This window comes from Streptococcus sp. 2022WUSS037, assembly GCF_044427225.1.
Taxonomy (GTDB): domain Bacteria; phylum Bacillota; class Bacilli; order Lactobacillales; family Streptococcaceae; genus Streptococcus.
Genome location: NZ_JAOTGJ010000001.1, coordinates 210222 through 234094 on the forward strand (window position 1 = coordinate 210222; position 23873 = coordinate 234094).

23 protein-coding genes, 1 tRNA gene, 1 other RNA gene and 1 pseudogene are annotated in these 23873 nt (G+C 42.6%); 6 read left to right on the plus strand and 20 right to left on the minus strand.

Translation table 11 applies throughout. From position 1 onward, the window contains the following. The 3 genes and pseudogenes from ODU55_RS01010 to ODU55_RS01020 all read left to right on the plus strand — a co-directional run. A pseudogene (locus ODU55_RS01010) lies at nucleotides 1–176 on the plus strand (replication-associated recombination protein A); the annotation flags it as partial. Between the two features lie 71 nt (nucleotides 177–247). Then, nucleotides 248–441, plus strand: a non-coding RNA gene (gene ssrS, locus ODU55_RS01015) — 6S RNA. A gap of 7 nt (nucleotides 442–448) precedes the next feature. Then, a tRNA-Lys gene (locus ODU55_RS01020) sits at nucleotides 449–521 on the plus strand. Nucleotides 522–848: 327 nt separating this feature from the next. Here ODU55_RS01020 and ODU55_RS01025 read toward each other — a convergent pair. The 13 genes from ODU55_RS01025 to argR all read right to left on the minus strand — a co-directional run bounded on the left by ODU55_RS01025 (nucleotide 849) and on the right by argR (nucleotide 12674). Continuing rightward, nucleotides 849–1772 carry a hypothetical protein gene (locus ODU55_RS01025; RefSeq protein ID WP_398581585.1) on the minus strand — a complete coding sequence of 308 codons (924 nt, stop codon included), beginning with the start codon at nucleotides 1770–1772 and terminating at the stop codon, nucleotides 849–851. Between the two features lie 149 nt (nucleotides 1773–1921). After that, nucleotides 1922–3154: a hypothetical protein gene (locus ODU55_RS01030; protein WP_398581586.1), complete on the minus strand. Its 1233-nt coding sequence runs from the start codon at nucleotides 3152–3154 to the stop codon at nucleotides 1922–1924. A 2-nt stretch (nucleotides 3155–3156) separates the two neighbouring features. After that, nucleotides 3157–4059: an ABC transporter ATP-binding protein gene (locus ODU55_RS01035; protein ID WP_398581587.1), complete on the minus strand. Its 903-nt coding sequence runs from the start codon at nucleotides 4057–4059 to the stop codon at nucleotides 3157–3159. A 166-nt stretch (nucleotides 4060–4225) separates the two neighbouring features. Then, nucleotides 4226–4798, minus strand: coding sequence for an anaerobic ribonucleoside-triphosphate reductase activating protein (nrdG, locus tag ODU55_RS01040; RefSeq protein ID WP_398581588.1), 573 nt, complete (start codon nucleotides 4796–4798; stop codon nucleotides 4226–4228). A 15-nt stretch (nucleotides 4799–4813) separates the two neighbouring features. After that, the gene (locus tag ODU55_RS01045) at nucleotides 4814–5305 is read right to left on the minus strand and encodes a GNAT family N-acetyltransferase (protein ID WP_398581589.1); all 492 of its coding nucleotides are present in this window, start codon (nucleotides 5303–5305) and stop codon (nucleotides 4814–4816) included. A 21-nt stretch (nucleotides 5306–5326) separates the two neighbouring features. Beyond that, on the minus strand, nucleotides 5327–5461 hold the full coding sequence (locus ODU55_RS01050; RefSeq protein WP_014638808.1) for a hypothetical protein: 135 nt from the start codon (nucleotides 5459–5461) through the stop codon (nucleotides 5327–5329). Nucleotides 5462–5563: 102 nt separating this feature from the next. Then, nucleotides 5564–7735 carry an anaerobic ribonucleoside-triphosphate reductase gene (gene nrdD / locus ODU55_RS01055; RefSeq protein WP_398581590.1) on the minus strand — a complete coding sequence of 724 codons (2172 nt, stop codon included), beginning with the start codon at nucleotides 7733–7735 and terminating at the stop codon, nucleotides 5564–5566. Nucleotides 7736–7878: 143 nt separating this feature from the next. After that, complete coding sequence (locus ODU55_RS01060) at nucleotides 7879–8052, minus strand: hypothetical protein (RefSeq protein WP_029188822.1); 174 nt, start codon at nucleotides 8050–8052, stop codon at nucleotides 7879–7881. Nucleotides 8053–8085: 33 nt separating this feature from the next. Beyond that, nucleotides 8086–8526 (minus strand): DUF3021 domain-containing protein, encoded by a 441-nt coding sequence (locus ODU55_RS01065; protein WP_398581591.1) that lies wholly within the window; start codon nucleotides 8524–8526, stop codon nucleotides 8086–8088. Then, the gene (locus ODU55_RS01070; RefSeq protein ID WP_398581592.1) at nucleotides 8523–8966 is read right to left on the minus strand and encodes a LytTR family DNA-binding domain-containing protein; all 444 of its coding nucleotides are present in this window, start codon (nucleotides 8964–8966) and stop codon (nucleotides 8523–8525) included. The genes ODU55_RS01065 and ODU55_RS01070 overlap by 4 nt, the downstream gene beginning before the upstream one ends. A gap of 173 nt (nucleotides 8967–9139) precedes the next feature. Then, nucleotides 9140–9535 carry a hypothetical protein gene (locus ODU55_RS01075; RefSeq protein ID WP_222309200.1) on the minus strand — a complete coding sequence of 132 codons (396 nt, stop codon included), beginning with the start codon at nucleotides 9533–9535 and terminating at the stop codon, nucleotides 9140–9142. Between the two features lie 143 nt (nucleotides 9536–9678). Continuing rightward, nucleotides 9679–12219 (minus strand): DNA mismatch repair protein MutS, encoded by a 2541-nt coding sequence (mutS, locus tag ODU55_RS01080; RefSeq protein WP_398581593.1) that lies wholly within the window; start codon nucleotides 12217–12219, stop codon nucleotides 9679–9681. Nucleotides 12220–12233: 14 nt separating this feature from the next. Further along, complete coding sequence (gene argR, locus ODU55_RS01085; protein ID WP_029186008.1) at nucleotides 12234–12674, minus strand: arginine repressor; 441 nt, start codon at nucleotides 12672–12674, stop codon at nucleotides 12234–12236. A 106-nt stretch (nucleotides 12675–12780) separates the two neighbouring features. On the opposite strand from argR, the gene argS reads away from it, so the two are divergent. Both argS and ODU55_RS01095 read left to right on the plus strand, forming a co-directional pair. Then, nucleotides 12781–14469 carry an arginine--tRNA ligase gene (argS, locus tag ODU55_RS01090; protein ID WP_398581594.1) on the plus strand — a complete coding sequence of 563 codons (1689 nt, stop codon included), beginning with the start codon at nucleotides 12781–12783 and terminating at the stop codon, nucleotides 14467–14469. Between the two features lie 508 nt (nucleotides 14470–14977). Next, nucleotides 14978–16387 carry an SH3 domain-containing protein gene (locus ODU55_RS01095; RefSeq protein WP_398581595.1) on the plus strand — a complete coding sequence of 470 codons (1410 nt, stop codon included), beginning with the start codon at nucleotides 14978–14980 and terminating at the stop codon, nucleotides 16385–16387. Nucleotides 16388–16435: 48 nt separating this feature from the next. Here the strand turns inward: ODU55_RS01095 and ODU55_RS01100 are convergent, their stop codons facing one another. After that, nucleotides 16436–16957: an MFS transporter gene (locus tag ODU55_RS01100; protein ID WP_398581596.1), complete on the minus strand. Its 522-nt coding sequence runs from the start codon at nucleotides 16955–16957 to the stop codon at nucleotides 16436–16438. 127 nt (nucleotides 16958–17084) lie between these two features. Here ODU55_RS01100 and ODU55_RS01105 point away from each other — a divergent pair, with 127 nt between their 5' ends. Continuing rightward, the gene (locus tag ODU55_RS01105) at nucleotides 17085–17279 is read left to right on the plus strand and encodes a hypothetical protein (RefSeq protein ID WP_100881828.1); all 195 of its coding nucleotides are present in this window, start codon (nucleotides 17085–17087) and stop codon (nucleotides 17277–17279) included. 39 nt (nucleotides 17280–17318) lie between these two features. On the opposite strand, the gene ODU55_RS01110 is transcribed toward ODU55_RS01105, so the two are convergent. The 6 genes from ODU55_RS01110 to malQ form a co-directional block, all read right to left on the minus strand. Beyond that, nucleotides 17319–17618 carry a hypothetical protein gene (locus ODU55_RS01110; protein ID WP_398581597.1) on the minus strand — a complete coding sequence of 100 codons (300 nt, stop codon included), beginning with the start codon at nucleotides 17616–17618 and terminating at the stop codon, nucleotides 17319–17321. Then, the gene (locus ODU55_RS01115; protein ID WP_024376021.1) at nucleotides 17611–18252 is read right to left on the minus strand and encodes an ABC transporter ATP-binding protein; all 642 of its coding nucleotides are present in this window, start codon (nucleotides 18250–18252) and stop codon (nucleotides 17611–17613) included. Before ODU55_RS01115 ends, ODU55_RS01110 begins: the two co-directional genes overlap by 8 nt. Nucleotide 18253: 1 nt before the next feature. Beyond that, nucleotides 18254–20284: a bacteriocin-associated integral membrane family protein gene (locus tag ODU55_RS01120; RefSeq protein WP_398581598.1), complete on the minus strand. Its 2031-nt coding sequence runs from the start codon at nucleotides 20282–20284 to the stop codon at nucleotides 18254–18256. A gap of 60 nt (nucleotides 20285–20344) precedes the next feature. Continuing rightward, entirely contained in the window at nucleotides 20345–20638 is a 294-nt protein-coding gene (locus ODU55_RS01125) for a lactococcin 972 family bacteriocin (protein WP_105114197.1), read from the minus strand. Nucleotides 20639–21186: 548 nt separating this feature from the next. After that, nucleotides 21187–22098, minus strand: coding sequence for a helix-turn-helix domain-containing protein (locus ODU55_RS01130; RefSeq protein WP_398581599.1), 912 nt, complete (start codon nucleotides 22096–22098; stop codon nucleotides 21187–21189). A gap of 80 nt (nucleotides 22099–22178) precedes the next feature. Next, nucleotides 22179–23717 (minus strand): 4-alpha-glucanotransferase, encoded by a 1539-nt coding sequence (gene malQ, locus ODU55_RS01135; protein WP_398581600.1) that lies wholly within the window; start codon nucleotides 23715–23717, stop codon nucleotides 22179–22181. Nucleotides 23718–23873 lie beyond the last annotated feature (156 nt).

Below are 23873 nucleotides of genomic sequence, written 5' to 3' on the forward strand. Positions count from 1 at the left end.
TTGGCTACCAGTATCCGCATGCCTATCCTGAAAAATGGGTGGACCAACAATACCTGCCCGATAAGTTACTGAATGCGGACTACTTCACCGCCAACGACACCGGCAAATACGAGCGTGCCTTGGGCATGACCCAAGAAAAAATCAGGCATCTAAAACAAAACAAGAAAAAAAGTTGATAACGTTTTCATTTTTTGCCGATTTTCTCTTGATTTTTTTAAAAAATGTGGTAATATTAAATCATAAATAAGAACTGCTGTGGTATACGAATTCATACCTATGTGTTGACCGACTATTTTTGTATTACTAGGGAGACAAAGATCTTTTGGCAGTATGCAGGCTGGTACACCCAGAAGCAACTAAGTCAAAAACACGTCACCCACCTGCTTCTAGCGTGCGGGATCAATACAATCTTTGAATAACCGGTACCAATACAGCATTTTTATTTTGCCCTTCCTTAGCTCAGCTGGCAGAGCAGCGGACTCTTAATCCGTGGGTCGTAGGTTCGATCCCTACAGGGAGGATTGGTTGATATGAGGAAAGTCTTGATTTATCAAGGCTTTTTCTCGTTTTTTGAGTGAATTTGATCTACTTTTGTTCTACATTTGGTCAAAAAATACCAGCTGCCCAGGCAAAGAGGACAACTGGTTATTATTGTTTGCTTTTAACTCCAACTATCTGGGAGATCGCTGGAGGTTAGAAACAGTGCAGTCAAAGTACTCCCGCTAGAATAGCCTAGACGCTATATCGTCATTTAGTTTTTCTTTTATTACTTCGTTAACTCGCCTTGCCTAACTCCAGTTATGCCTGCGGCTCGTTGCCTAGTACTAAAAGTAAACTAAAAGACTATACTAGTTTGGAAAGAAGAATGACCTAACCGACAAATATTCTCTCCCTATAAGCAAAACAAGAGTCGTTATCAAAAGAATTACAAGGCTTAGCCACATATTTGTATCCGACTGTAAAATCGGCAAGGGAAACATGTGGAACAAGGGTGACCAAAAGTGTTTATTCCATATGGACAGTAGTGAAATAGCATAAATTAGAATGGTAGTCACCGTACTATCTTTCATCCACCCGATTAAATAATCTTGTAAAATATAAATCAATAAACAAGATAGAAATAGAAATAAGAGATAGGTGATAGAAAGTTCAGCCATGGACAATAATACTTGTCCTTCGGTCCTCATTTGATAGACGGGATAGGTAAACAGATTGGTCTTAGCTATGAAAATGGAGTACAGCCCAGCATACAAAAAAATTAAGGATGTCGGAAATAGATAAAACAATACGATTGTGTAGGGGAGTTCTATAAGAACTTCTCTTTTTCTCGTGACAGGAAGAATTTCCAACAAAGTATAATGAGCATATTTTCTCTGAAAATAGGAGCCAGTCAATAAAGTAAAAATCAGCAGACTGCCCCCATAACCCAAAAAGATCAAGAGTTTTTCAAAGAAGGGACCATAGAGTTTATAAATTGTATAATCTTGATGACGCTTAACAAGAAATTGCACCACCATAAATTCTTGCTCTACATATTTCTTATCTGGCAAATATTCTTGATAATATTCTGGAAATAGTTGTTCATACTCCTCCAGTAATGTCAGGCGCTCTTCAAAGATTGGGACTAATTTTTCAACCGAATCATTTGAAACATATACCATATCTTCTTGAGCATAATTTTGAAAAATACGGTTGGTTTGTTCTCTTATTTCTTCCTTTCTTTCAGCAGTCAGCTCCGTGTCGCTTTTATAAATGGTCACTAAACTATCCATTACTTTGAATTGGCGATCAACTAAGTCTCGAGGACTTGGACTTGGGAAAAAAAGACTATAGCCTACAAATAGCAAAAATAAGAAGCCGATTGATAACATTGCCTTTAAAATAAAATTTTTTGAACACAAGAAATTCCAATCTATCTTTGTTATCCCCATATTCTCCCTCTTTCCTGTCGAAACCTTTCCCTTACAAGAACACTAAGATACATCATTGTAAATAGAACTAGCGTCCAAAGAGATAGAACAATCCATCCTTTTTCAACCGAAAAATCTCCTCTATAGAAAAAATAATCTTTCACACCATGTAAGATTGGACCAAAACTAATGTAATAACTAGGGAGAAGATCTTGCCCCCAAAAGTTTATCTGCAAAAAACGCAAAAGTGGTTCTAAAAATAGGACAAGTCCACTTAGACAGACCGTCAGGGGCTTGTTGGAGAAAATCTTATTGCAAGAAGCCAAACATGTAATCAGAAAAAAATTGATTAAAAGGAAAAATAGAACTGCTTTTCCATAAAACTCCATTGAAGAAATCTGCACTTCTTCTTGCCCCACGAAGGTCAAAATGCCCAGCGTCCAATCGCCAGCTCCAAACCTGCTACTGATAGCAAAAAGTATGATGGCTAGCAAGAAGATTTCAAAACCGCTGATCAGCAACCAGTAACTAATGATTTTATCCAATAAATACTTCAAGTGACTAATCGGTTTTACTTCCAAGAGGCTCTCATGTTGCTTATCATCTAAAAAAATGGAACTTGAAAACAAAAGTGTCAGCAGGAAAAATAGGGGCAGATACAAAACCTCAGGGCCTGCGTGACCCAACCAGCGATAAAATTGCCCTCTGGCAGTAATACCAACAAGTTCATTGATTGTAACCTCCTTGGTAGAAGCTAGCATTCCTTCGAAAATGGCCACTCTTTGCCTAGCAAAATTGATGTTTAAAGTAGCTCGTTTAATATCATCAAAGGCCATATTTGTTCCATAATGAAGTGCAGGAAATTGACTTTCCGTTATATTGTAGCCTCTCACCTTCTGGAGGGAGAAAAGTAATTTCCAGCTATTGACTGCTTCTTGTAGATAACTGACATACTGTCCCTTTGCAAAATACTCTGCCTTTTGTACCACCATACTATCTAACTGGAATTCTCTTGCATGTTTTTCTTGCAAGGACGCATCATAGGTCGTTTTCATCCACTCTATATCTTCTTGCGCATATTCACTCTGTCTAGCTACATCTTCAGCATACTGAATCGACTGATGTTCCAAAGAGCTAAAAAGGAACAAAATCAACATTGGCAAGCAGAGAAGCATTCCGATAGCCTGCATCTTCAATAAACGATTGTTGATGATGAGCAGGAATTGTGTTTTCAAAGTCCGCACCACTAGTCTCCCTCCTCCTCGGTCCCATATAATTCCTTATATATGAGATAACTACCTTTTCGACCGACCTTTATCTCTCTCACATCATCTAGGTTGCGACTTGCCCAATCCAAAAAATCAGAAAGACTTTCCCCCAGCTCATCCAGTTGAATAGTGGCTTGACATTCCTCATTATTCACACAAGTAAAGTGTGGCTTTAAGGCTAAAAATTCCTGCACTGCATTTTTAGATGAAAAGGAAAGCAATACGGTTTCCAAAGCCTGCTCCTGGGGGTGGTAGACAACTGAAAAATGACCATCCTTGATAAAGTAAATACTGTCAGCAATACTGTCTAAATTATCTAACAAGTGAGAAGCAATAAGCATGGTCTTTCCCTGGGCCCGCAAGTCTTTCAATAAACTTGAAATCATTTCTACATTGTCTGGGTCCAAACCATTCATGACTTCATCTAAGAGCATGTAGCTAGCCTGAGTCACTACTACCAAAGCAAAACACAAGCGCTGACGCATTCCCAATGAATAGGTCCCAACTTTTTTATGAATATAGGTCCCCATATTTAAGACCGTCACTATTTCTTGTGGATAAGTGACATCTACTCCCCACATGGCAGCGTAAAATTCCAAGTGCTGTAAGCCAGTCAGTTCGTCGTACAAATCTGCCTGGTCAGGCATTTTTACAATTTGTTGACGCATATATTGCTTGTCCTTTTGATAGCTCTTTCCATGATAGTTCACCTCTATCCCTGATCCAGTAATATGCCCAGAAATAATTCGAACCAAGGTTGACTTCCCTGTCCCGTTAGGTGCAACTAGACCGATGATTTTCGAGGACGGGACTTCCATATGAATATCTTTGAAAATGAGCTTTTTACCGTAAGAAAACTGGTCAATTTTCACCACTAACATAGATTGCCTCACTTTCTCAATACAATATATTTTGAATATTATTATAATCTTTTTTTGCAAGAAGGCAAGTAAAAAGAGGCAACTGCCTCCCTAGAACTATGCTTTTATTTACCTTAATTTTGCTACTCACTCCAAGTATCTGGGAAATAAATGAAATGAATACCCATCATTTCTCCAACCTCTCCCAAATAACTACCTGTCCTTGTTTGAGCGACCTCTGCACATCAATGATGCGTTGGTTGGAAGAGCCTCTAAATTGCAACATGAGGTTGCGTTTGTTTTTGTCATAGCGGCCGTCTACGAGAATGTCCAAATGGTTGAGCAGTTCTAGCTTGTCTGGCGTTTCCTGCATCAATTCTTCCCATGTGTAACCTGTCCAGGACCAAATGTCCTTGTCTGGCAATTCCTCCCGAACTCGCTTGACGAGTGGGAGGACCGTACCTGTATTAAGAAAGGGCTCGCCACCCAAGAGGGTCAGGCCCTGTACATAGGGCTGGGCCAAGTCTGCTAAGATGCGGTCTTCCAGCTCCTTGGTGTAGGGAATGCCGGCCTTGAAGGACCAGGTGGCCACGTTGTAGCAACCAGGACAGTGAAAGAGGCAGCCGCTGACATAGAGGGAGCACCGCACGCCTTCGCCGTCCACAAAATTAAAGGCCTTGTAGTCCATAATCCGTCCCTGACTGAGTTCCTCACTCTTCCACTCGCCTGGTTTGGGATTGTTCCAGGTCTGCTCCGTCATAGCTGCCTCCTTCTCTTAGCCAATCCAGTAACGTTCTACTCCTTCGCGGACGTCTTCTAGGCTACCGCCACAAGCCACAATCGTGCGGCGACTGGCTTGATTGTCTGTCGAGCAAGTCACAAGGACTTTAGAAATGTTTTTGGTTGCAGCTTCCTGCAAACCAAGTCGCAGTTGTTCCTTGGCATAGCCCTTGCCACGCTCGGACGGTCGAATGGAATAGCCAATATGACCGCCTTTATTGAGCAGGAAATCGTTGAGACGTAGGCGTAGACTGAGAAAACCAAGGGCTCGACCTGTTTGGTCAAACGACACATATTGAATGGAAGGGACAAAACCGTCTGGCAGGTTTAGGCCTGCTTCATAATCTTGGTTTCGCAAAATCCAGTCCGCAAAATCCACATCTTTGGAAATAAAGCCTCCGTCCATAGCAGAGCCTGCTGCTTCAAACTCGGCCAACATATCCAAAATCGTTTCCTTATCCGCCACAGTTGGTCTTCTTAGTTCCATACTCTCGTCTCTCAATCCATACTATTTTTTCTTATTCTTTGCTTGCTTGAGCAATTCCTGCACACGCGCCTTCTTGTCCTGTTTCACATTGGAATTCTTCTCATGATAACGTGCCACCAAGGCCTTGCCCTTGTCGTCTAATTGGTATTTTCCCATTGTTTTCTCCTTTTGAAAAATAGCAGAGCTATTAAGTGTTTCCCCCTATTATAACAAACTTCCGTAGTTCCTCAAAACCACGGAAGCCTTCATGTCCATTCTTTATAAACTAGACCCATTCATGTGTTTGACACGCGCCGAAATCTCCTTGTGGCGACCCTTGACCATGGGTCTGGCTTGCGGATTGCCTAGGTAACCACAGGTCCGCTTGACAACGTCAACTGTTTTGGGGTCGCTATTGCTACAGTTTGGGCACTTGAAACCACGCTCCGTAGGCTCAAAATCACCCTCAAAATCACAGGCGTAGCAATGGTCAATCGGAGTATTGGTCCCCAAATAGCCCACACGGTCATAGGCATAGTCCCAAACAGCCTCCAAGGCCTTTGGATTTTGTTGCAAGACAGGATATTCACAGTAGTGGATAAAGCCACCGCTAGCACCTGCCTCCACATAGACCTTTTCAAAGTCCAGTTTTTCAAAAGGAGTCGGATTTTTCCGTACATCGTAGTGGAAGGAATTAGTGTAATACTGCTTGTCGGTGATGTTTTCAACCAGACCAAACTTCTCCGTATCCAAGCGGCAGAAACGATCCGTCAGGCTTTCAGATGGTGTCGAATAAACTGAGAAATGATAACCATATTCATCCGACCAATCTTCAACCAAGGCTTTCATTTTCTTGATAATATCCACCGTGAAATCTTTTGCCTCTGGGTTGGTCTCCCATTCGCCACCGTAAAATACTGTTGCGACTTCATACAAACCAATGTACCCCAAAGATACGGTTGCTCGACGATTTTTAAAGACTTCATCTACTGCGTCTGTCTTAGCCAAGCGTTTGCCGAATGCCCCATACTGATAGAGAATTGGAGCATTGGCCGGGGTTGCCTCCTTCACTCGTTCCACACGATAGACCAGAGCATCCTTGGCAATGGCCATGCGTTCTGCAAAGATTTCCCAAAACTTATCCTTATCTCCTGCAGACTCCATGGCAATCCGTGGCAAATTGACGGTTACGACACCTAGGTTCATCCGCCCAGATGTCACATCCTGGCCATTTTCATCCTTCCAACCTTGTAGGAAAGAACGGCAGCCCATTGGCACCTTGAAGGAACCTGTCAACTCAACAATCTTGTCATAAGAAAGCATATCTGGATACATACGCTTGGTTGCACATTCAATCGCCAATTGCTTGATGTCATAGTTTGGAGAATCTGGCTCCAAGTTCAAGCCACGCTTAACTGTGAAAATCAGCTTTGGAAAAATAGCTGTCCGACCTTCCCGTCCCAGACCCTTGATACGAATGTTGAGAATGGCCTTTTGAATTTCCCGTTCAAACCAGGAAGTTCCCAAACCAAAGCCCAGCGAAGTAAACGGCGTTTGCCCGTTGGACGTAAAGAGGGTGTTGATTTCATACTCCAAAGACTGCATAGCGTCATAAATGTCTTTTTGCGTTTTAGCACGCGCATATTCTTCTTGCTTGTCTGCTAACACCCAATCCTTGGCGTCTTTCAAATGCTTTTGGTAGTTAAGTTCCGCATAGGGCGCCAAAACTTCATCGATACGGTCAGCTGAGCAACCACCATATTGACTAGAAGCCACATTAGCAATGATTTGTGAAATCTGAGCCGTAGCTGTTTGAATTGATTTTGGACTTTCTACATCGGCATTTCCTATCTTGAAGCCCTGTGCCAACATCCCTTTGAAATCAATCAAACAACAGTTGGTCATAGGAGTATAAGGACTGTAATCTAAGTCGTGGTAATGAATGTCACCTTTTTGGTGGGCATTGGCCACATGAGCTGGCAATAATTTGAGACCGATAGACTTTCCGACAATACCTGCTGTCAGGTCCCGTTGCGTATTGAACACATCCGCGTCCTTATTGGCATTTTCATTGACCACAGACTGGTCCTTGCTCAACAGCTTATGAATTTCAAAATTAATATCGGTAGCCTGATGACGGCGAAAATCACGGCGTGTTCGGTATTGAATATAAAGCTCCGCCAAGTCATATAAATGAGCCTTTAACAATTCCTGTTCAACGACCGTTTGAATTTCGTAAATTTGAACATCTTTCTCAAATCGGCGACCAATTTCAGCCAAAACAGCTTCTAATACAATTTTTAAACCTGCCTCTGAAACAGGATGTTCTAATTCTTGGTTTGCCCGCCGAAGAGCAGAAAAAATCTTATCCTGGTCAAAGGATACTGTCCGTCCATCACGTTTCAAAACCAATAATTCTATACTCGGTAAGACATTTTCTTGCACATTCATCTGACAAACCTCCAAAATTCTTCACTTCTATTAGTGTAGCACTTCACAAAACAAAAATCAATATCTTGTGTAAAAAAATATAAAAATTTAAAATTTACACTAGATATAGTTTTTATTTCTGAAAAGCAAATGAAAACAAGAGCCTATTCTGACTCTTGTTTTCTAGTCCATAAGAAGTACAAATTGATGACACAGGCCACTAAAATCACAGCAGGCCAAAGCAAGTTGATGACAGGAATTCTGCCAACATTCACCGCAAGAAAGAGGATATTCCACACCACTCCCAAGCTATAAACAATCGTCAAAATAATTTTCATAAAACACTCCAACAAAATGATAGTGCTATTATACTACAAACGACCATTGATGTCCTTTATCTGCCGCTCCATTTTCCGATAATTTAGGAAAAAGAGAGAAGCGTAAATCAAGACAAAGATAAACCAGAAAAAGAGAAGAGCCCCAAGTTTCACGGGAAACCAACCAGCCAAAATACCCAGCGGTGTGAAGCCTAAAGCTGTGATGCAAAAATGCGTTGCTATCATTCGTAGAAGGCTCCAGTCCTGTTCAAAAATCGTGTCTGCCAGCTGGAATAAGATACCGATTGCCGCCCAAATAACTACACAAATCATCATGACGGTTACTTGATTAAAGTTGCTCAGGTAGTAAGCCCCCATGGGTGAAAAGGGATTGAGAGGGAGATAGATTCCTTGCCCGAAAACAGCTGATGCGATAATGGAGACAATAGTTCCGATGGCAATGCCTAAACTGGCTGATAAGATGTATTTTTTCATAGTCCTAACCTTTCTTTGATAACTTTTAGATAGCGACGGGAGGAGTAGGTGACCGACCCATTCTTCATGACCAGTTTGACCAGACCGTTGGCGGTTAGCTTGAGGTGGTCCAGTTGCTTGATGTGAATGATTTCCGACTGGGAGATTTGTAAGAAGTTTGCCGGCAAGTCCTCCTTAACCTGATACAAGCGTAGGTTGGAAGTATAGGTAGTTTCTACTGTTTCCACCTGTAAAACCTTATCTTCCAAGTAGAGTCTGACAATCTCATCATGTTCAACAAGATAAACCTGTTCCCCTTTTTTGACAGTTAGACTGGATCTCTGCTTATCCAAGTTTTGAATATAGGATACCAGATGACTAACCTGCTCTGACATAGCTTGAGCTTCAATAGTTACTAAGTCTTCTACAATGTCTGGTGAAATAGCTAGTTTTACTTTCATATGCTCTCCTTTCTCTTTCTGCCCTTATTAAACACCATTTCTCGAGTGGTTTCAAGGGCTTTTGGCTATGTGGTTGTTTTCCAGCACTAAACGCCAAAAAAGCCAGAACAGCTGTCCTGACTTAGTCTTTTATACCAACTTTTTTATGTGAGGAACCAAAAACCTCTGGGGCTTTACTCTTCAAACTCATCTAGCCCATCGAAAGCTCCGCTTACCTTCAACTGCTCCAAATCTTCTAAGGACAGACTGGCATCCGCCCTATCCACTGCCCGTGTAACTTCTTCATGGTAGCGACGAGCCATCTTCTCAATAAAATCACGAGGATAAGAGTAACGATTGGTCGCAACCCACTCTTCCAACCAAGCCGTTAGTTCCTCAAGAGACTTATCCTGTTTAAAGAGAAAATACTGCATGAGTTCGCTAGCCTGTTCATCATCCAAACCCAGATGATACACATACCAGCTAATCGGGGCAAATTGCGGATTTTGCCTTTCTAGTTCAGCATATATATCCAAAACCAATTGTTCCAATTGAAACAGTTTCGCACGCACGTCCTGATGATTTTGCATAGCCAGTCATATCCCATTCTTTACTTTTTTCTTTCATCAGTATAGCCTATGCACATCAAAAAAACAAGATTTTTACAAAAAAGGATTCAAACGTTCGTTCTTTGCTCAAAAAAGCCAGAACGTTTGTCCTGACTTTCATTTTCTTATAATTTTTTCTTCAACTCCGCCACTGCCATCATGACTTCCATAGGAGTCATATTGTAGATGTCCAGTTTTGCCAGTTCATCGAGGACTGGGTGAGAAGGCGTGTCTGCGAAGAGGTCGATTTGTCCAGACGGCTCTTCTACGACTGACGGAGCTGGGTGAGTTGGTGCAGTAGGGGCTTGGTTTTCAAGCGTCTGCAAAATCCTATCCGCCCGCTGCAATAGCTCCTCTGGCATTCCCGCAATCTTAGCCACATGAATCCCATAGGACTTGTCAGCTGGGCCTTGTGCAATCTTGTGGAGGAAGGTGACTTGGCCGTCCTTCTCCAAGGTTGATACATGGACATTCTCTAAGTGTTCCAAGGTCTGGCTAAGGTCTGTCAACTCATGGTAGTGGGTAGCAAAGAGAGTCTTGGCACCAATCTTGTCGTGGATGTACTCGATGATAGACTGGGCCAGGGCCATACCGTCATAGGTGGCTGTTCCCCGTCCCAACTCATCAAAGAGGATGAGCGACCGATCTGTCGCCAGACGGACTGCCTTATTGGCCTCCATCATCTCGACCATGAAGGTCGATTGACCACTAACCAGGTCATCTGCCGCCCCAATACGGGTGAAAATAGCATCGAAAATCGGCAATTCAGCCTGATCCGCAGGCACATAGGAACCCATCTGCGCCATGATGACGATAACCGCCAACTGCCGCATATAGGTAGACTTACCACTCATGTTTGGACCTGTAATCAGTTGCATATGCGTATCAGTATCCAAATGAATAGAGTTGGGAATGTAGGTCTGCTTGCCCATGACCTTCTCCACCACCGCATGACGACCACGGTCAATGGTCAATTCTCTTTGATCTGTAAAGCATGGACAAACCAAATGTTGCTGCTCCGCCACAACTGCAAAAGCCTGCAAAACATCGATGGTTGCAATGGTCCGAGCCAACTTCTGCAAGCGACCGATATACTTCTCAACCTCTTGGCGAATCCGCATGAAAATCTCGTACTCCAAATTAGCAGACTTATCACGCGCCTCCAACATCTGCCCTTCGATCTTAGCCAACTCTTCCGTTCCATAGCGTTCTGAATTTTTCAAAGTCGCCTTACGGAAGAAATGACTAGGTACATTGCCCAGATTGGAATTGGTCACATGGAAATAGTAACCGTCTTTTTTATTGTAATCAATCTTAAGATTGTTGATACCAGACGCTTCACGCTCCTTGGCCTCAATCTCTGCAATCCAACCCGCTCCCTCACGCATGACCAGACGATACTGATCCAGCGTTTCATCAAAGCCCGTACGGATAATATTTCCATCTGTGATGGTCCCTTGGGCTTCTGGGTCAATAGCAGAGCTGATGAGAGCGTGCAGTTCTGGAATTGGGTCCAATCCAGCTACCAGATTGCCTAGAGCAGGCTCATTGATTTGTAGCAAGATATTCTTGATTGCTGGGATATTTCCCAGAGTCTGGGAGAGCTGCAAGAGATCCTTGGGCATGGTTTTTCCAAAAGACACCCGGCTGGCCAAGCGTTCGATGTCATAGACACCTTTTAAAGCCTCGACCAAGTCACTCCGTTCAAAGAAGTAATCCAGAAAAACCTGAACGACAGCCTGACGATTCTCAATCCGCTTAAGGTCAATCAAGGGACGATCAATCCATGTCCGCAATAGGCGCATACCCATGGCTGTCTTAGTTTCGTCTAGCAACCAGTACAGACTACCATGCTTCTTGCCTGTCCGACCGTTTTCAAGCAGGTCCAGACTGGACTTGGTTGCATAGTCCATTTGCAGATAGTCCTTGATTTCATAGTGGACCACCTTTTGCAAGTGGCTCAGATCTCGCATCTGAGTCCGATGTAGGTAGCTGAGGAGTTTACCTGCCGCAGCCTTTTCCAAGTCTGTCAAGGAGTTATCAATCAATTGGACATCCTCTGTCACCTCATCCTCAAAAGAGAGCAGGAGGTTCATCTGGTTCGAAAAGACCTGCTCTTCTTCCTCAGATAAAGCATAGCCTATGACCAATTCACGCGCCCGTAAATTACGAATTTCACCACAAAGACTAGTAAAATCATCCAAACTAGTCACAAAAAACTGACCTGTTGACACATCCATATAAGAAAGTGCGAACTGCACTCCCTGACGGTCAATCGCAACCAAATAGTTACTGTCTGCTCCCATTTTGGACGAGTCTGTTACCGTACCAGGAGTAATGACCTGTACTACTTCCCGCTTGACCACGCCGACTGCCTGCTTAGGATCTTCCATCTGCTCGGCAATTGCGACCTTGTGCCCCAATTCAACAAGTGTGTCGATATACTGTTGTGCCGCGTGATACGGTACCCCCGCCATAGGAATCGGATTTTCCGCATTCTTATTACGACTGGTCAAGGACAATTCCAAAATCTGCGCAGCTTCGACCGCATCTTCATAAAATAATTCGTAAAAGTCACCCATGCGAAACAGCAAAAAAGCATCTGGATAGTTTGCTTTGATATCCAGATACTGCTGCATGCCTGGAGAAATTTTATCTGTTGCCATTCTTTCTCTCAATTCTAATTCAAGTAATAATTTATTTCAGCCTCAACCTGTTTGGCAGCCTCCTCGTCTCGACAAATGACCAACAAGGTATCTGCACCTGCCAAGGTTCCTAAAATCGACTTTGGCTTTTCAGCATCGATAATATTGGCCATCAAAGCAGCTTCCCCAAGGTCCGAATGAAGAACTAGGATAAAACTAGCTCTGTCGACTTTATATGCATATTGTGCCAATAATTGGATAAAGTTAACTCCGTCTTCCTCCACTGCCAAAGAATAAAAGGAATGCCCATTTTCATGAATTTTTATCACGCCTAATTCACGCAAGTCCCGTGACAATGTGGTCTGGGTCACCACTACTCCTTGAGCCTCCAATGCCTGCTGAATATCTGTTTGACGTCCAATCTTTTCCTGACGAATCATGGCCCGAATCAAATCATGTCGTCCTGTTTTATTCATCATTTTACCTCAGAATGTATATTTATAGAAATATTATAACACTTTTCCCCGCTATTAGCCTAGAAATGTGATAAAATAGAATCAATAACGTTGGAGGAAATCCTATATGAATCAAAAACAAATGATTGCAGAAAAATTGGCTGCCATCCTTCCGAGTTTGGAAGTGGAAGCTATCTACAATCTGCTAGAAAAACCAAAATCATCAGAAATGGGCGATATTGCCTTCCCTGCCTTCTCTTTGGCAAAAGTAGAACGCAAGGCTCCACAGGCTATCGCAGCAGACATCGTTGAAAAATTGGATACGACTGGTTTTGAAAAAGTCGTTGCAACGGGTCCTTATGTCAACTTCTTCTTGGACAAGGCTGCTATCTCCCACCAAGTTTTAACAGATGTTATTACTGAAAAAGACCAATACGGTAAACTCAACATCGGTCAAGGACGCAACGTAACCATCGATATGTCTAGTCCAAACATTGCTAAACCATTCTCAGTTGGCCATTTGCGCTCAACCGTTATCGGTGATGCCCTTGCTAACATCCACGAAAAGCTTGGCTACAATCCAATCCGTATCAACCACTTGGGTGACTGGGGTAAACAGTTCGGTATGTTGATTGTTGCCTATAAACTTTGGGGGGACAAGGCTGCGGTCGAAGCAGACCCAATTTCAGAACTCCTCAAACTCTATGTGCGTATCAACGCTGAGGCGGAAGAAAAGCCTGAGTTGGACGAAGAAGCACGTCAATGGTTCAAAAAATTGGAAGATGGCGATCCAGAAGCTCACGAGCTATGGCAATGGTTCCGTGATGAAAGCTTGGTTGAATTCAATCGCATCTACGATAAGCTGGATGTAACCTTCGACAGCTATAACGGCGAAGCTTTCTACAACGATAAGATGGACGAAGGCATCCAAATCTTAGAAGAAAAAGGACTTCTCCAAGAGTCGAAAGGGGCCAAAATCGTTGACCTCGAAAGCTACAATCTTCCACCAGCCCTCATCATGAAAACAGACGGTGCAACACTTTACATCACACGTGACATGGCAACAGCTATGTACCGCAAACGCACCTACGACTTTGTGAAAAGCATCTATGTCGTTGGTCAGGAGCAAATCAACCACTTCAAACAGCTCAAGGCTGTCTTGAAAGAAATGGATTTCGACTGGAGCGACGATATGACCCATATCACCTTCGGTCTGGTTACCAAGGACAAGAAAAAGCTATCCACTCGTAAAGGAAATATCATCCTACTCGAGCCAACTCTAGACGAAGCTATTTCACGCGCCCTTACTCAAATCGAAGCCAAAAACCCTGACCTTGAAAACAAGGAAGAAGTAGCACACGCAGTTGGTGTCGGCGCTGTTAAGTTCTACGACCTCAAAACCGACCGTGACAATGGTTACGACTTCGACTTGGAAGCTATGGTTTCCTTCGAAGGTGAAACAGGTCCTTATGTACAATACGCATACGCCCGCATCCAGTCTATCCTGCGCAAAGCCAATTTTGTACCAAGCGCAGAAAATGACTACAAACTAGCTGACGCAGAAAGCTGGGAAATCATCAAACACATCCAAAACTTCTCAAACGTTGTAGAACGTGCTGGTGACAAATTTGACCCATCTCTCATCGCTAAATATGCTATTAACCTGGCACAAGCCTTCAACAAGTACTACGCACACACGCGTATCTTGGATGAAAGCCCAGAGCGTGACAGCCGTTTGGCTCTTGCCTACACAACTGGTGTCGTCCTCAAAGAAGCTCTACGTCTTCTCGGCGTAAAAGCACCAGAAAAAATGTAATTACATCCTATCCTCAATCTTACTGGTTGAGGATTTTTCGTTGCCAGCAACCAATAAATTTCAGTAAACGACTAAAAAATTTCAAAAATTGTCAGACAAGTGCGAATAGATTTAGCGAGGGGGAATAAGAACCTGTATTCACAGTTCAGTGCTTCCATTTAATACTCATTTAAAATCAAAAATAGCCACCTACCACTCACAGTGGATATGGAGCGTTTCGATTTTGTTATTTTTTTAGAAGAAAACAGCTACTTGAAATCCACAATCCTCAACTCAAACTTATAAATTAAGGTTTCACATGTTATAAGTAGCTTAGACTTGCTATTTTTGATTTTTATTGAGTATAAAGCTAGTTTTTCAGCTACTCATCATTCGTTTTTTTCAAAATACAGTCAGTATTCTCTCAAAAACTTCCTTGATGAGCGAAAAATGGTCTCTTATCTAAAAGTACTTTACTAGTGAATACAGGTTCTAAGACCTCTACAAAATATTTTTTAAAGGAGTCTGAATGACACAAAGAACACTGACAACAAATCAACCACGTTTTTCTATCCGCACCTATTCACTCGGCGCCGCCTCTGTTTTACTTGCCTACGCCTGTCTGACAGCTGGCCCAGTGGCTACTGCCAATACAGGAACAGAAACAAGTACAAACGCAGGCGTAGCTACCGTCCAGACCACAACAAGCAGTTCTACTGGACAGGGAGAACGTCAAGTCAGTCAAACAGAAATAAATCCATCTGAAACAAAGCAAACAAGTACCAACACCATTACCAGTCCTATCAGCCCTGAACAGAACGGACAAATCTCCCCAGAAAAGATTGAAACAGGAACTCCTTCCTCATCAAGCCAGCAAGCACAGATGACCATTCCTCAAATCAGTCAAACCACCCCAGCAAGCTCCCAACAGACCCCACCTGCTTCACAGGAAAGCCATAACCAAGCCAGACAGACAAACAGGAACCCGCAACAGACAGACCGAACAACTTCAACCAGCTCTGCCATTTCTAAAAAAATAACCAACCAAGCTCGTACCGCTAGCACGCGTTCTAGCTCCACAAGTGCCTTGGGAGATGACTACCCATACACAGCCATTGATGCCATTGACCCCTGGAGGCTCTACACCCGTCAATGTACTTCATTTGTAGCCTTTCGCCTCAGTAAGGTCAACGGCTTTGAAATTCCACCAGCTTATGGCAATGCGAATGTCTGGGGAACTAGAGCTCGCCAGGAAGGATATCGTGTCGACATGAATCCGGCAGCCGGTGCTGTAGCCTGGTGGACCTCTCCCATGCACGTTGCTTGGGTAACTAGCATTCAGGGAGATATGGTCGAAATTGAAGAATACAACTACGGTACACGCTATACTTACAATCGACGGCTTATCCATAAGAACTCTGTCAGTGGCTACATTCATTTCAAAGACCTATCTAGCTCGTCCATTACCCAAACAAAGCCAACCACTTCTAATTCCTCTAGCTTAGCTTCAAGCGGAACTTATACCTTCACTCAACAAGCACCTATTAAAAATGAAGCCAAACAATCCAGCCCGACTATCGATTACTACTACTCTGGAGAGACAGTTCGTTATGATAAAGTACTGACAGCAGATGGATATCAGTGGATTAGCTATCTTAGTTATTCAGGGGCTCGTCGTTATATTCCTATCAAGCAAATAACAACAACTCAAGTAGCACAGCCATCTACTCAAGCTAGCAATCAGCTTCCTGCATCAGGTACTTACACCTTCCGTAGTAGAGCTAGTATCCGTAATCAACCAAGCCTATCCTCTGCCGAGGTTGCTTACTATAACGCCGGCTCATCTGTCCGCTATGACCGCATTGTCACTGCCGAAGGCAAACAATGGCTCAGCTATATCAGCTATTCCGGTGTCCGTCGTTATATTGCAATTCCATAAGAAACAAAAACTGCACGGTTCATGCTAACCGTGCAGTTTTTTAGATGATTAAATATCTGTGGAATTAATAGCGGTACTTGGCTGTTCCTTTGGCTTACGTAAATGGAAGAACACCGTCACACCAAAGTAAATAGCAAATAAGACAATATTGATGATGTAGCCCCCTAACATAGTTGCTGCTGTCACATCACGAAAGGCTGCATCTGAGTAGAGTTGCGCAATCCCCTTACCTGCTAGGTAGTTATAGGTATTCAGCAGTAAGGTCGAAAATAGATAGCCAATGTAGAGATAGGAAGCCATCTCATTTTTCTTCATGAAGAGGAAAACAATGACCGCAATCAGCAGACCAAACATAGCTATAGCTGCTATCTTATGAATCATGCTGGTCTGGAAATTGGCTGTTTCGCGCGAAACAAGAATTAACTCTTCCACATCAACCCCAACAGCTCCCTGCGTGTATGTGCGAAGTTGCTCCTCGTTAAATGTCGAAACAAAGGCATTGAACAGCCTTAAAATACTGGCAATACTGGATAGTATCACAAAAATATACAGATGAATTGGTCTTTTCATATAAGCACCTCCTAATTTTAGTCTTATTCTACTCCAAAAACCATGCTTTGTCAATGTGATTTGTGAACAAGTTGAAAAATATATATTAAAATGCTATAATAAAGAAAAGTAGCAAGGAGGAAAAGTGATGAAACATTTCAAAAAATACTACTGGCTATACTTATATCTCTACCTACTCTTTTATCATTTTTTAAAATTACTCTTCCCTGACCTCACTTATATCCTAGCTGCTATCGGTTTTTGGAGCTTTGTTGCCGCTTTGCTCTATACCATCTACTACTGGATTAGCTACTGGCTCTATGTCCGTAAACAGAAGAAATAAGAAGAGTCTCCTCTAAGTTCAACCTAGAGGAGATAATTTTTATTTAGAGGCAATATTTTTGAAAAAGTCAAATTGGCGGTAGGTCAGATTTTCCGGTAAGGTCAAATCTACATCGTCTTCCACATCTGCCACAGTTAATTCGACATCCAAGGGCAAATCCTTCAGTCTATAACGTCTGATTACGTGCCCCTCTGCACTGACAAAGTCCAGCAAATACCCATTTACCCGAACTTGATACAACATTAAGTTATCCGTCAAATTTTCAATGACCAACATATCCATCTTTCTACGTCCAATCGTATAGTCTGGATTGCGATAATACCTAAATTTATTATCCATGTCCAATCTCCTTCATATCAATTACCACATCTGCCTTTTCCCAAATAGCAGGATTGTGGGTCGCAATGACAATCACACGCTTGTCATTTTTTAATTCTGTCAAGAGCTGCATGACCTCTTCAGAATTTTTGGGGTCAAGTGCGGCGGTTGGTTCATCCGCCAAAATCAGGGGAGGATTTTTTAAAATCAATTTGGCTAGGGCAACCCTCTGCGCCTCACCACCTGATAGAGTATAGACAGGTTTATTCATATCTAAATAGCCCAGATTGACCTGTTCCATAGCCACCAACTGCCTTTGCAGGCGCTCAGCTTTTGACAACTTCTGCCCAACAAATCCCAAGTCCAAATTCTCTCTGATGGACTGATTTTCCAACAAACCAAAATGTTGAAACAGATAGCCCATCTCCTGCCGAAAGAAAACCTGCGAAGATAAGGTGGACAAATCCTGTCCCTGATACATAATCCGCCCACCATCAGTAGCTTCCAGCTTGGCCAGCATATTCAACAAGGTCGTCTTGCCACTGCCGCTTTTACCAATCAAGGCATATATTTTCCCCTTTTCAAGCTTCATATTCAAATCAGAAAAAATCACCCGTTGTTCAAAACTCTTTTTCAATCCCTGAATCTCAATCATCTTATTGTCCTTTCAATACTGCGACATTGGCAGTCTGTTCTTTTTTATCTTGCAGTTTCAATATCACCATGGCATTGACAGCAAGCAAGCCCACTGCCAAACTGCTCATAACAAGATTACTTGTCAACCAAACTGATGCAAGTAAACCTACTACAAATACCCCCAGTTGTCCCAAGAGATAGTGTCCATGAAGCTCACGGAAGGTCATTCCTGCCAAGCGCTTGATAAAAATTTCTCGTCTGAATTGCTCAAAATAGAGCAAGTTCATGGCATCAAAGAGCAAAATGGCAGTTGCTAAAGTCAAGACTGTGCCAATGAGTAGCGAATAAAACTCTGTCCGCTTGGTGTTCAAGACACCCATAAAGGTCAAACGATGATTGACCAAATAAGACACCCAGTTATACACACCCTGCTCCTTCATGGCTTCAATCGTAGCCTGATAGTCCTTAAACTTCATCCCCACATCAATACTGGTTCCCCAGAACATATCTGAAATCGGTGTTGCACCAGTGGACTTCGGAGTTAAGACAACAATAATCGGATCTGTCAGATACTGAAGCTGGCTACGCTCACCGTCATTATAGAGGAAGCGCTGGTGACCGCTATCTGTATAGGTCAGACTGATTTTGGTATCAAATAACTGCTGGCTACCTGCTTCCAAGCTTTCACGAGAAAATCCTTCTAATTCTGCCTGAAACATCTCCTCTACTTGCTTTGCTTGATGTCGCAAGCTCTCTGGCAAAATCAAGCCATATTCCCCTAAAGTCAAGTGATTCATCTTCTCCAAGAATGCGGTATCCACTGCCACCTTCTGCTCGGTCAGATATGCTGGTGTTACATAGAGGACATTGCCACGAGGACTATAATCCGTCAGGCGATTGCCCTCTGGATCCACCTCGCTACCAAAGAGATACTGGTCTACATTGCTTTTCACAAATAGAGCCGACCCAGCTTCTAGCTGTCCCTTGGCAAACTCCCGCCACTTTTTATTCTGCTGGGCGACTTCCTCTTCAGACATCATAGCAGAGCTGTAACTAAAAACAGATTTGTAATAGTCATCTCTCAATGCCCATTCTTCCTGTGCCTGTTCCAGCAAGCGGATTTCCTGATAGCCCTGCAATAGACGACTAGAGCTAAAACCTACTACCAAAATAGCCAGCAGTTGCCCAACCATCATCATAGCCAACATCCGTTTGAGAGGAAGTTTTCCCTTGAGCAAATCAACCAAGCTATTGTGCCTCAAACCTAGTAAATACACCAGACTAAGTAGGACAGAAATACTAGCAAGAGCCAGTGCATAGAGGAAGAGACCCAGGAAGAAGACCTGCAAGATGGATAGTAAAAATCCAGCTTGAAGATAGAGGATAAGAAGTCCGATTATAGCCCCCACCAATGTAGCCATCACAATCTGACGGACATCCTCCCATAAAGGTCGAGCCACCACCTGTAAGAAACCTTGGCCAGAAATCAGACGTATACCTGCAAATCGTAAAGTCTTGATCCGATAGATTAAGGTGAGAGCCATGAAGGTCAAGAGAAAGACAAAGAAACTCAGTATGGCCACTTCTGAAACGACCGTGGACAGGAAGATGCTAAAAAGAGAATAGCCATGATGGACCATGCCACTGTAACCCAGTGATTCCAAACTTTCTTTCAAGACTTGGTTGTCCAAATCTCCTGAAACAATCAGATAAGAACTAACCAAGTCGCTGGTTTCAGCACTTTCCTTGGAGGAAACGGTCAAACCTTCTGGAACCTGTCCGCTACCATAGATAGCGTAGGTAAAACTGGTTTCCCCAGAAGCATTAGGCTCGACAATCCGTCTAGCAATCACACTCTTATGCTCATCTGCCAAGTCGGTCAAAACCTCTGTCACCTGGTCACGGTTGGCTGTCTGTCTATTGGTATCTTTCCCGATGACATCCACTGCCTGATAAGAACCAAACTCTACAAGACTAACCTGACCAGCCAAAGAAATACCCAGGTAAATCGCTACCAATACGGTCGATACTAGAATAAATAAACGTTTCATCGTCTCCTCCAAAGAATTGCTTGGAAACTACAGAAAGTAGTCCCAAGCAAATGTACTGTGTTAATAGTTGTAATAGAAAGCTGCTTGCTCTCCACGTTTTGTACTAATCCATGCACGAGAGGTCTGTCCTGCCTGTGCATACCCTTTACTTGAGGCTCCAGTCCATCTACTTACAACTGTTGAACTATGGTAGCGACTGCTGTGATAATAGTTTGAATAGGCGCCACCATTTGCTGCTCCGTACGTCCAAACTCCTCCACCAGGATACTGTACAGCCGCTGAAGCTACTGCTGTTCCGCCAATTGTTGCTGCAAGTCCTGCAATGAGTGCAAATTTTTTAAGTGTCTTTTTCATTTTAATTTTCTCCTTTTGTTTCTGTCTTATTGTTTATTTTTTAGGTCTAACTTCCTATCACAGAATATACACCTTTTCAAAAATACATCCTATATCCTATCTTCTCTTTATCCACCAACCTGAAATATCCAAAAGATTGAAATATCCAAACATACTTTCTTAACTCCTTTTAAATTTATTTACATGATTAGTATACCTACTTTCTCGAAAATCACCAATGACAGCAATGTCAAAACTGACTTATCTCAGTTATATTAGCAATTATAGAGTATATTTAAGGGTCAGCAAATGACATTTTTGTCACATTTACATATATACCTCTCGTATTTGTTCCTAGTCCAATTGATACCTGGTTGTTAAAATCTCCTCATCTCTTTACATCACAGATTATAAAACATATTCTTACAATCACCAATGACGACAATGTCATCGAAAATAATCTATAAAGCGTAAAAAGGCATTCAAGAGATCAAAAAAGACCTAAAAGACGAACAATCTCATCTTTTAGGTCTTTCAGCGATGACATTTATGTCACCGATAAATTATAGTTACAAATATTTTTTCAAATCTTTCTGCCACTCCTCTGCTAATTTCTGTGCCAGATAGTCATTTCCAATGACCTGAGCAAACAATTTGGCTGACTGGTAAACTTTTTCAGCTTTTTCATAATTCCCCTCCAATTTCAAAGCCGTTTTCCATTCCAGCATAAACAAGAGAGGTTTCTTTTGATAATCTTGCGTCTCTTCCATTATTCCACGAAGACAATCAATATAGATAGGGGCATCGTCATAATATTCTACCAGTTCAAAGCAGGCTAGACCTGAGATAATCGCATCTCTTAAATAAAAAGTATCTTCTAATCGAACAAATGTCTGACTGCTGGCTAGTTTTTTCATTAAAAACGAGATAGATTCAAAGTTATTTTGAACTCTACTAACTGTATTCTCTCCTATTGTTTGCTGGACAAAAAAGAGCCGAATAAGAATCAAGTCATTGACATCACACACTTCTTTATTCATAAGAAGTGGCATTGTTTCTGCCAATAAACCTACTGCATAATCTGGTTGATTGGTCCGCACCATATCAACCATAGCCTGCATAGCTTCACAAATTCTTTGCTCAGATTTTGGGAGTTCTTCAAAATAGGTATCATATATGGTTTCGATATACCCTTCCTGTTTATCCAACACCTCCACTTTATTATATATCGGCTCCCGCAGCAACTTGTACTTGAGTTCCAGATAGCCTTGTGGCAGTTCCTTATAGTCTGGCATCAGGCTATAGGCTGGAATGCCTAAACGCTGGGCAATGTACTCTAACTTGGGAATAGAGGGCTGCGATTGACCACTTTCTATCCGAGCTAATTGCCGTACTGTCAACTCGGTTTCATCTCCGCAAAAATCTGGGCGGCTCAGCCCCTTTTCTAGCCTCAGTTGCTCGATTTTTTGTCCTAAATCCATACTAGTCCCCCTACTTCACCTATTCATCCTTACCCAAACAGTATACCATATCTTGCAAGCCTTTACAAAAAACCACCAGCCTAGGCTGATGGTTCTGTCATTTCTTGTTCTTTTGCTTTTATAATAGCATTCTCACGGCGATAGGTCACTGTCAAATCAAGCAATTCTACCTCAATTGCAGGGGTGAGCTGGTCAGCAGTCATCCGCCAGGTCCAGTTGCCACCAAGGGTATTTGGCAGATTCATACGAGCGGATCCATCCAGACCAAGCAAGTCCTGCATAGTAGCTACAGCCATAAAGGCAGGTGAGCCGAACAGCAAGCGGAACATAGCATGGCTAACCGTTTCATCATCACGACGATTGCTGTACTTGTCTAAGAATGCACGGGATTCTTCCGTCGTTTCCTTTTCATACCAACCAAGAATCGTATCATTGTCATGCGTACCAGTATAAGCTACGACATTATTGCGGTGATTGTGCGGCATCTCAATACTGTCACCTTCAGGGTCAAAGGCAAATTGCAAGACTTTCATACCAGGGAAGCCAGTTGTTTCACGCAGTTGAATCACCTTGTCTGTCACAGTTCCCAAATCTTCTGCGATGATATTTAAATCACCCAAGTGATACTTGATGGTTTCAAAGAGTTCAAAACCTGGTGCTTCTACACGGTAGCCGTTAACTGCCGTTTCTTCCCCTGCTGGAATTTCCCAGAAGGAAGCAAAGCCGATAAAGTGGTCAATCCGTACCATATCATAAATCTTGAAGGATTCACGCAAGCGAGCCACCCACCAAGTAAAGCCATCGTATTTCATCGCTTCCCAGTCATAGATTGGATTGCCCCAGAGCTGACCAATTTCTGAAAAGGCATCAGGTGGACAGCCTGCAACCACACTTGGCTTGCCTTCTTCATCCGTTTTAAAGAAATGAGGGTTGGCCCACATATCAGCAGAATCAGCCGCGATATAAATCGGCATATCCCCAACAAACTCAACACCTTTGGCATTGGCATAAGCCTTTAAAGCCTTCCATTGTGAAAAGAATAAATATTGTGTAATGCGGTGATAATCAATTCGATCTGCCAACAAGTGACGATAATATTCCAAGGTATAGTGGTAACGTAAGCGCGCCCCTTGATCTTCCCACTCTGTCCAAGGTTTGAGATCAAAATGCTCTTTTATAGCCATATACTCCGCAAAGGTATGAATCCAAAAGTCATTCTCCCCTAAGAACATCCAATAATCTTCCGGCAAGCCTTGTGCCTTCATGTTGGCAACTGCCTTCTCCAGTAATGGACGGCGAGCATAAAAAATGGCTGCGTAATCTACCTCTGTAGGATTCTGCCCAAAGTCAACACCGTGTAAATCCTCTGCTGCCAGCCAGCCTTTATCGATCAATATATCGAAATCAATAAAATGAGTATTCCCTGCAAAAGCTGAAAATGACTGGTAAGGAGAATCTCCATAACTGGTTGTTCCCAAAGGTAAGATTTGCCAATAGCGCTGCTTAGTTCTTACCAAAAAATCAACAAATTCATAGGCCGATTGTCCCATGGAACCAATTCCATATTTTCCTGGTAATGATGAAATGTGCATCAGCACACCACTCTGTCTTACTTTCATAAGCTCTCCTATCTAATCCGCTTACACGACGCAAACGTTTTCTCTTTTTTCATTATATACTGAAAACGGTAACAAATCAAGGGATTTTCCTTTAATTCTGTTCGTTCCTATACCATTCCATATTTCTCTTCATTATATATACAAAAAAATTCTTAT

Bases quoted from the DNA above. Each gene is read 5' to 3' on its own strand.
- ODU55_RS01025 (WP_398581585.1), bottom strand. From the start codon at position 1,772: ATGGATAGTTTAGTGACCATTTATAAAAGCGACACGGAGCTGACTGCT.
- ODU55_RS01035 (WP_398581587.1), bottom strand. From the start codon at position 4,059: ATGTTAGTGGTGAAAATTGACCAGTTTTCTTACGGTAAAAAGCTCATT.
- nrdG (WP_398581588.1), bottom strand. From the start codon at position 4,798: ATGACGGAGCAGACCTGGAACAATCCCAAACCAGGCGAGTGGAAGAGT.
- ODU55_RS01045 (WP_398581589.1), bottom strand. From the start codon at position 5,305: ATGGAACTAAGAAGACCAACTGTGGCGGATAAGGAAACGATTTTGGAT.
- ODU55_RS01050 (WP_014638808.1), bottom strand. From the start codon at position 5,461: ATGGGAAAATACCAATTAGACGACAAGGGCAAGGCCTTGGTGGCACGT.
- nrdD (WP_398581590.1), bottom strand. From the start codon at position 7,735: ATGAATGTGCAAGAAAATGTCTTACCGAGTATAGAATTATTGGTTTTG.
- ODU55_RS01060 (WP_029188822.1), bottom strand. From the start codon at position 8,052: ATGAAAATTATTTTGACGATTGTTTATAGCTTGGGAGTGGTGTGGAAT.
- ODU55_RS01065 (WP_398581591.1), bottom strand. From the start codon at position 8,526: ATGAAAAAATACATCTTATCAGCCAGTTTAGGCATTGCCATCGGAACT.
- ODU55_RS01070 (WP_398581592.1), bottom strand. From the start codon at position 8,966: ATGAAAGTAAAACTAGCTATTTCACCAGACATTGTAGAAGACTTAGTA.
- ODU55_RS01075 (WP_222309200.1), bottom strand. From the start codon at position 9,535: ATGCAAAATCATCAGGACGTGCGTGCGAAACTGTTTCAATTGGAACAA.
- mutS (WP_398581593.1), bottom strand. From the start codon at position 12,219: ATGGCAACAGATAAAATTTCTCCAGGCATGCAGCAGTATCTGGATATC.
- argR (WP_029186008.1), bottom strand. From the start codon at position 12,674: ATGAATAAAACAGGACGACATGATTTGATTCGGGCCATGATTCGTCAG.
- argS (WP_398581594.1), top strand. From the start codon at position 12,781: ATGAATCAAAAACAAATGATTGCAGAAAAATTGGCTGCCATCCTTCCG.
- ODU55_RS01095 (WP_398581595.1), top strand. From the start codon at position 14,978: ATGACACAAAGAACACTGACAACAAATCAACCACGTTTTTCTATCCGC.
- ODU55_RS01100 (WP_398581596.1), bottom strand. From the start codon at position 16,957: ATGAAAAGACCAATTCATCTGTATATTTTTGTGATACTATCCAGTATT.
- ODU55_RS01105 (WP_100881828.1), top strand. From the start codon at position 17,085: ATGAAACATTTCAAAAAATACTACTGGCTATACTTATATCTCTACCTA.
- ODU55_RS01110 (WP_398581597.1), bottom strand. From the start codon at position 17,618: ATGGATAATAAATTTAGGTATTATCGCAATCCAGACTATACGATTGGA.
- ODU55_RS01115 (WP_024376021.1), bottom strand. From the start codon at position 18,252: ATGATTGAGATTCAGGGATTGAAAAAGAGTTTTGAACAACGGGTGATT.
- ODU55_RS01120 (WP_398581598.1), bottom strand. From the start codon at position 20,284: ATGAAACGTTTATTTATTCTAGTATCGACCGTATTGGTAGCGATTTAC.
- ODU55_RS01125 (WP_105114197.1), bottom strand. From the start codon at position 20,638: ATGAAAAAGACACTTAAAAAATTTGCACTCATTGCAGGACTTGCAGCA.
- ODU55_RS01130 (WP_398581599.1), bottom strand. From the start codon at position 22,098: ATGGATTTAGGACAAAAAATCGAGCAACTGAGGCTAGAAAAGGGGCTG.
- malQ (WP_398581600.1), bottom strand. From the start codon at position 23,717: ATGAAAGTAAGACAGAGTGGTGTGCTGATGCACATTTCATCATTACCA.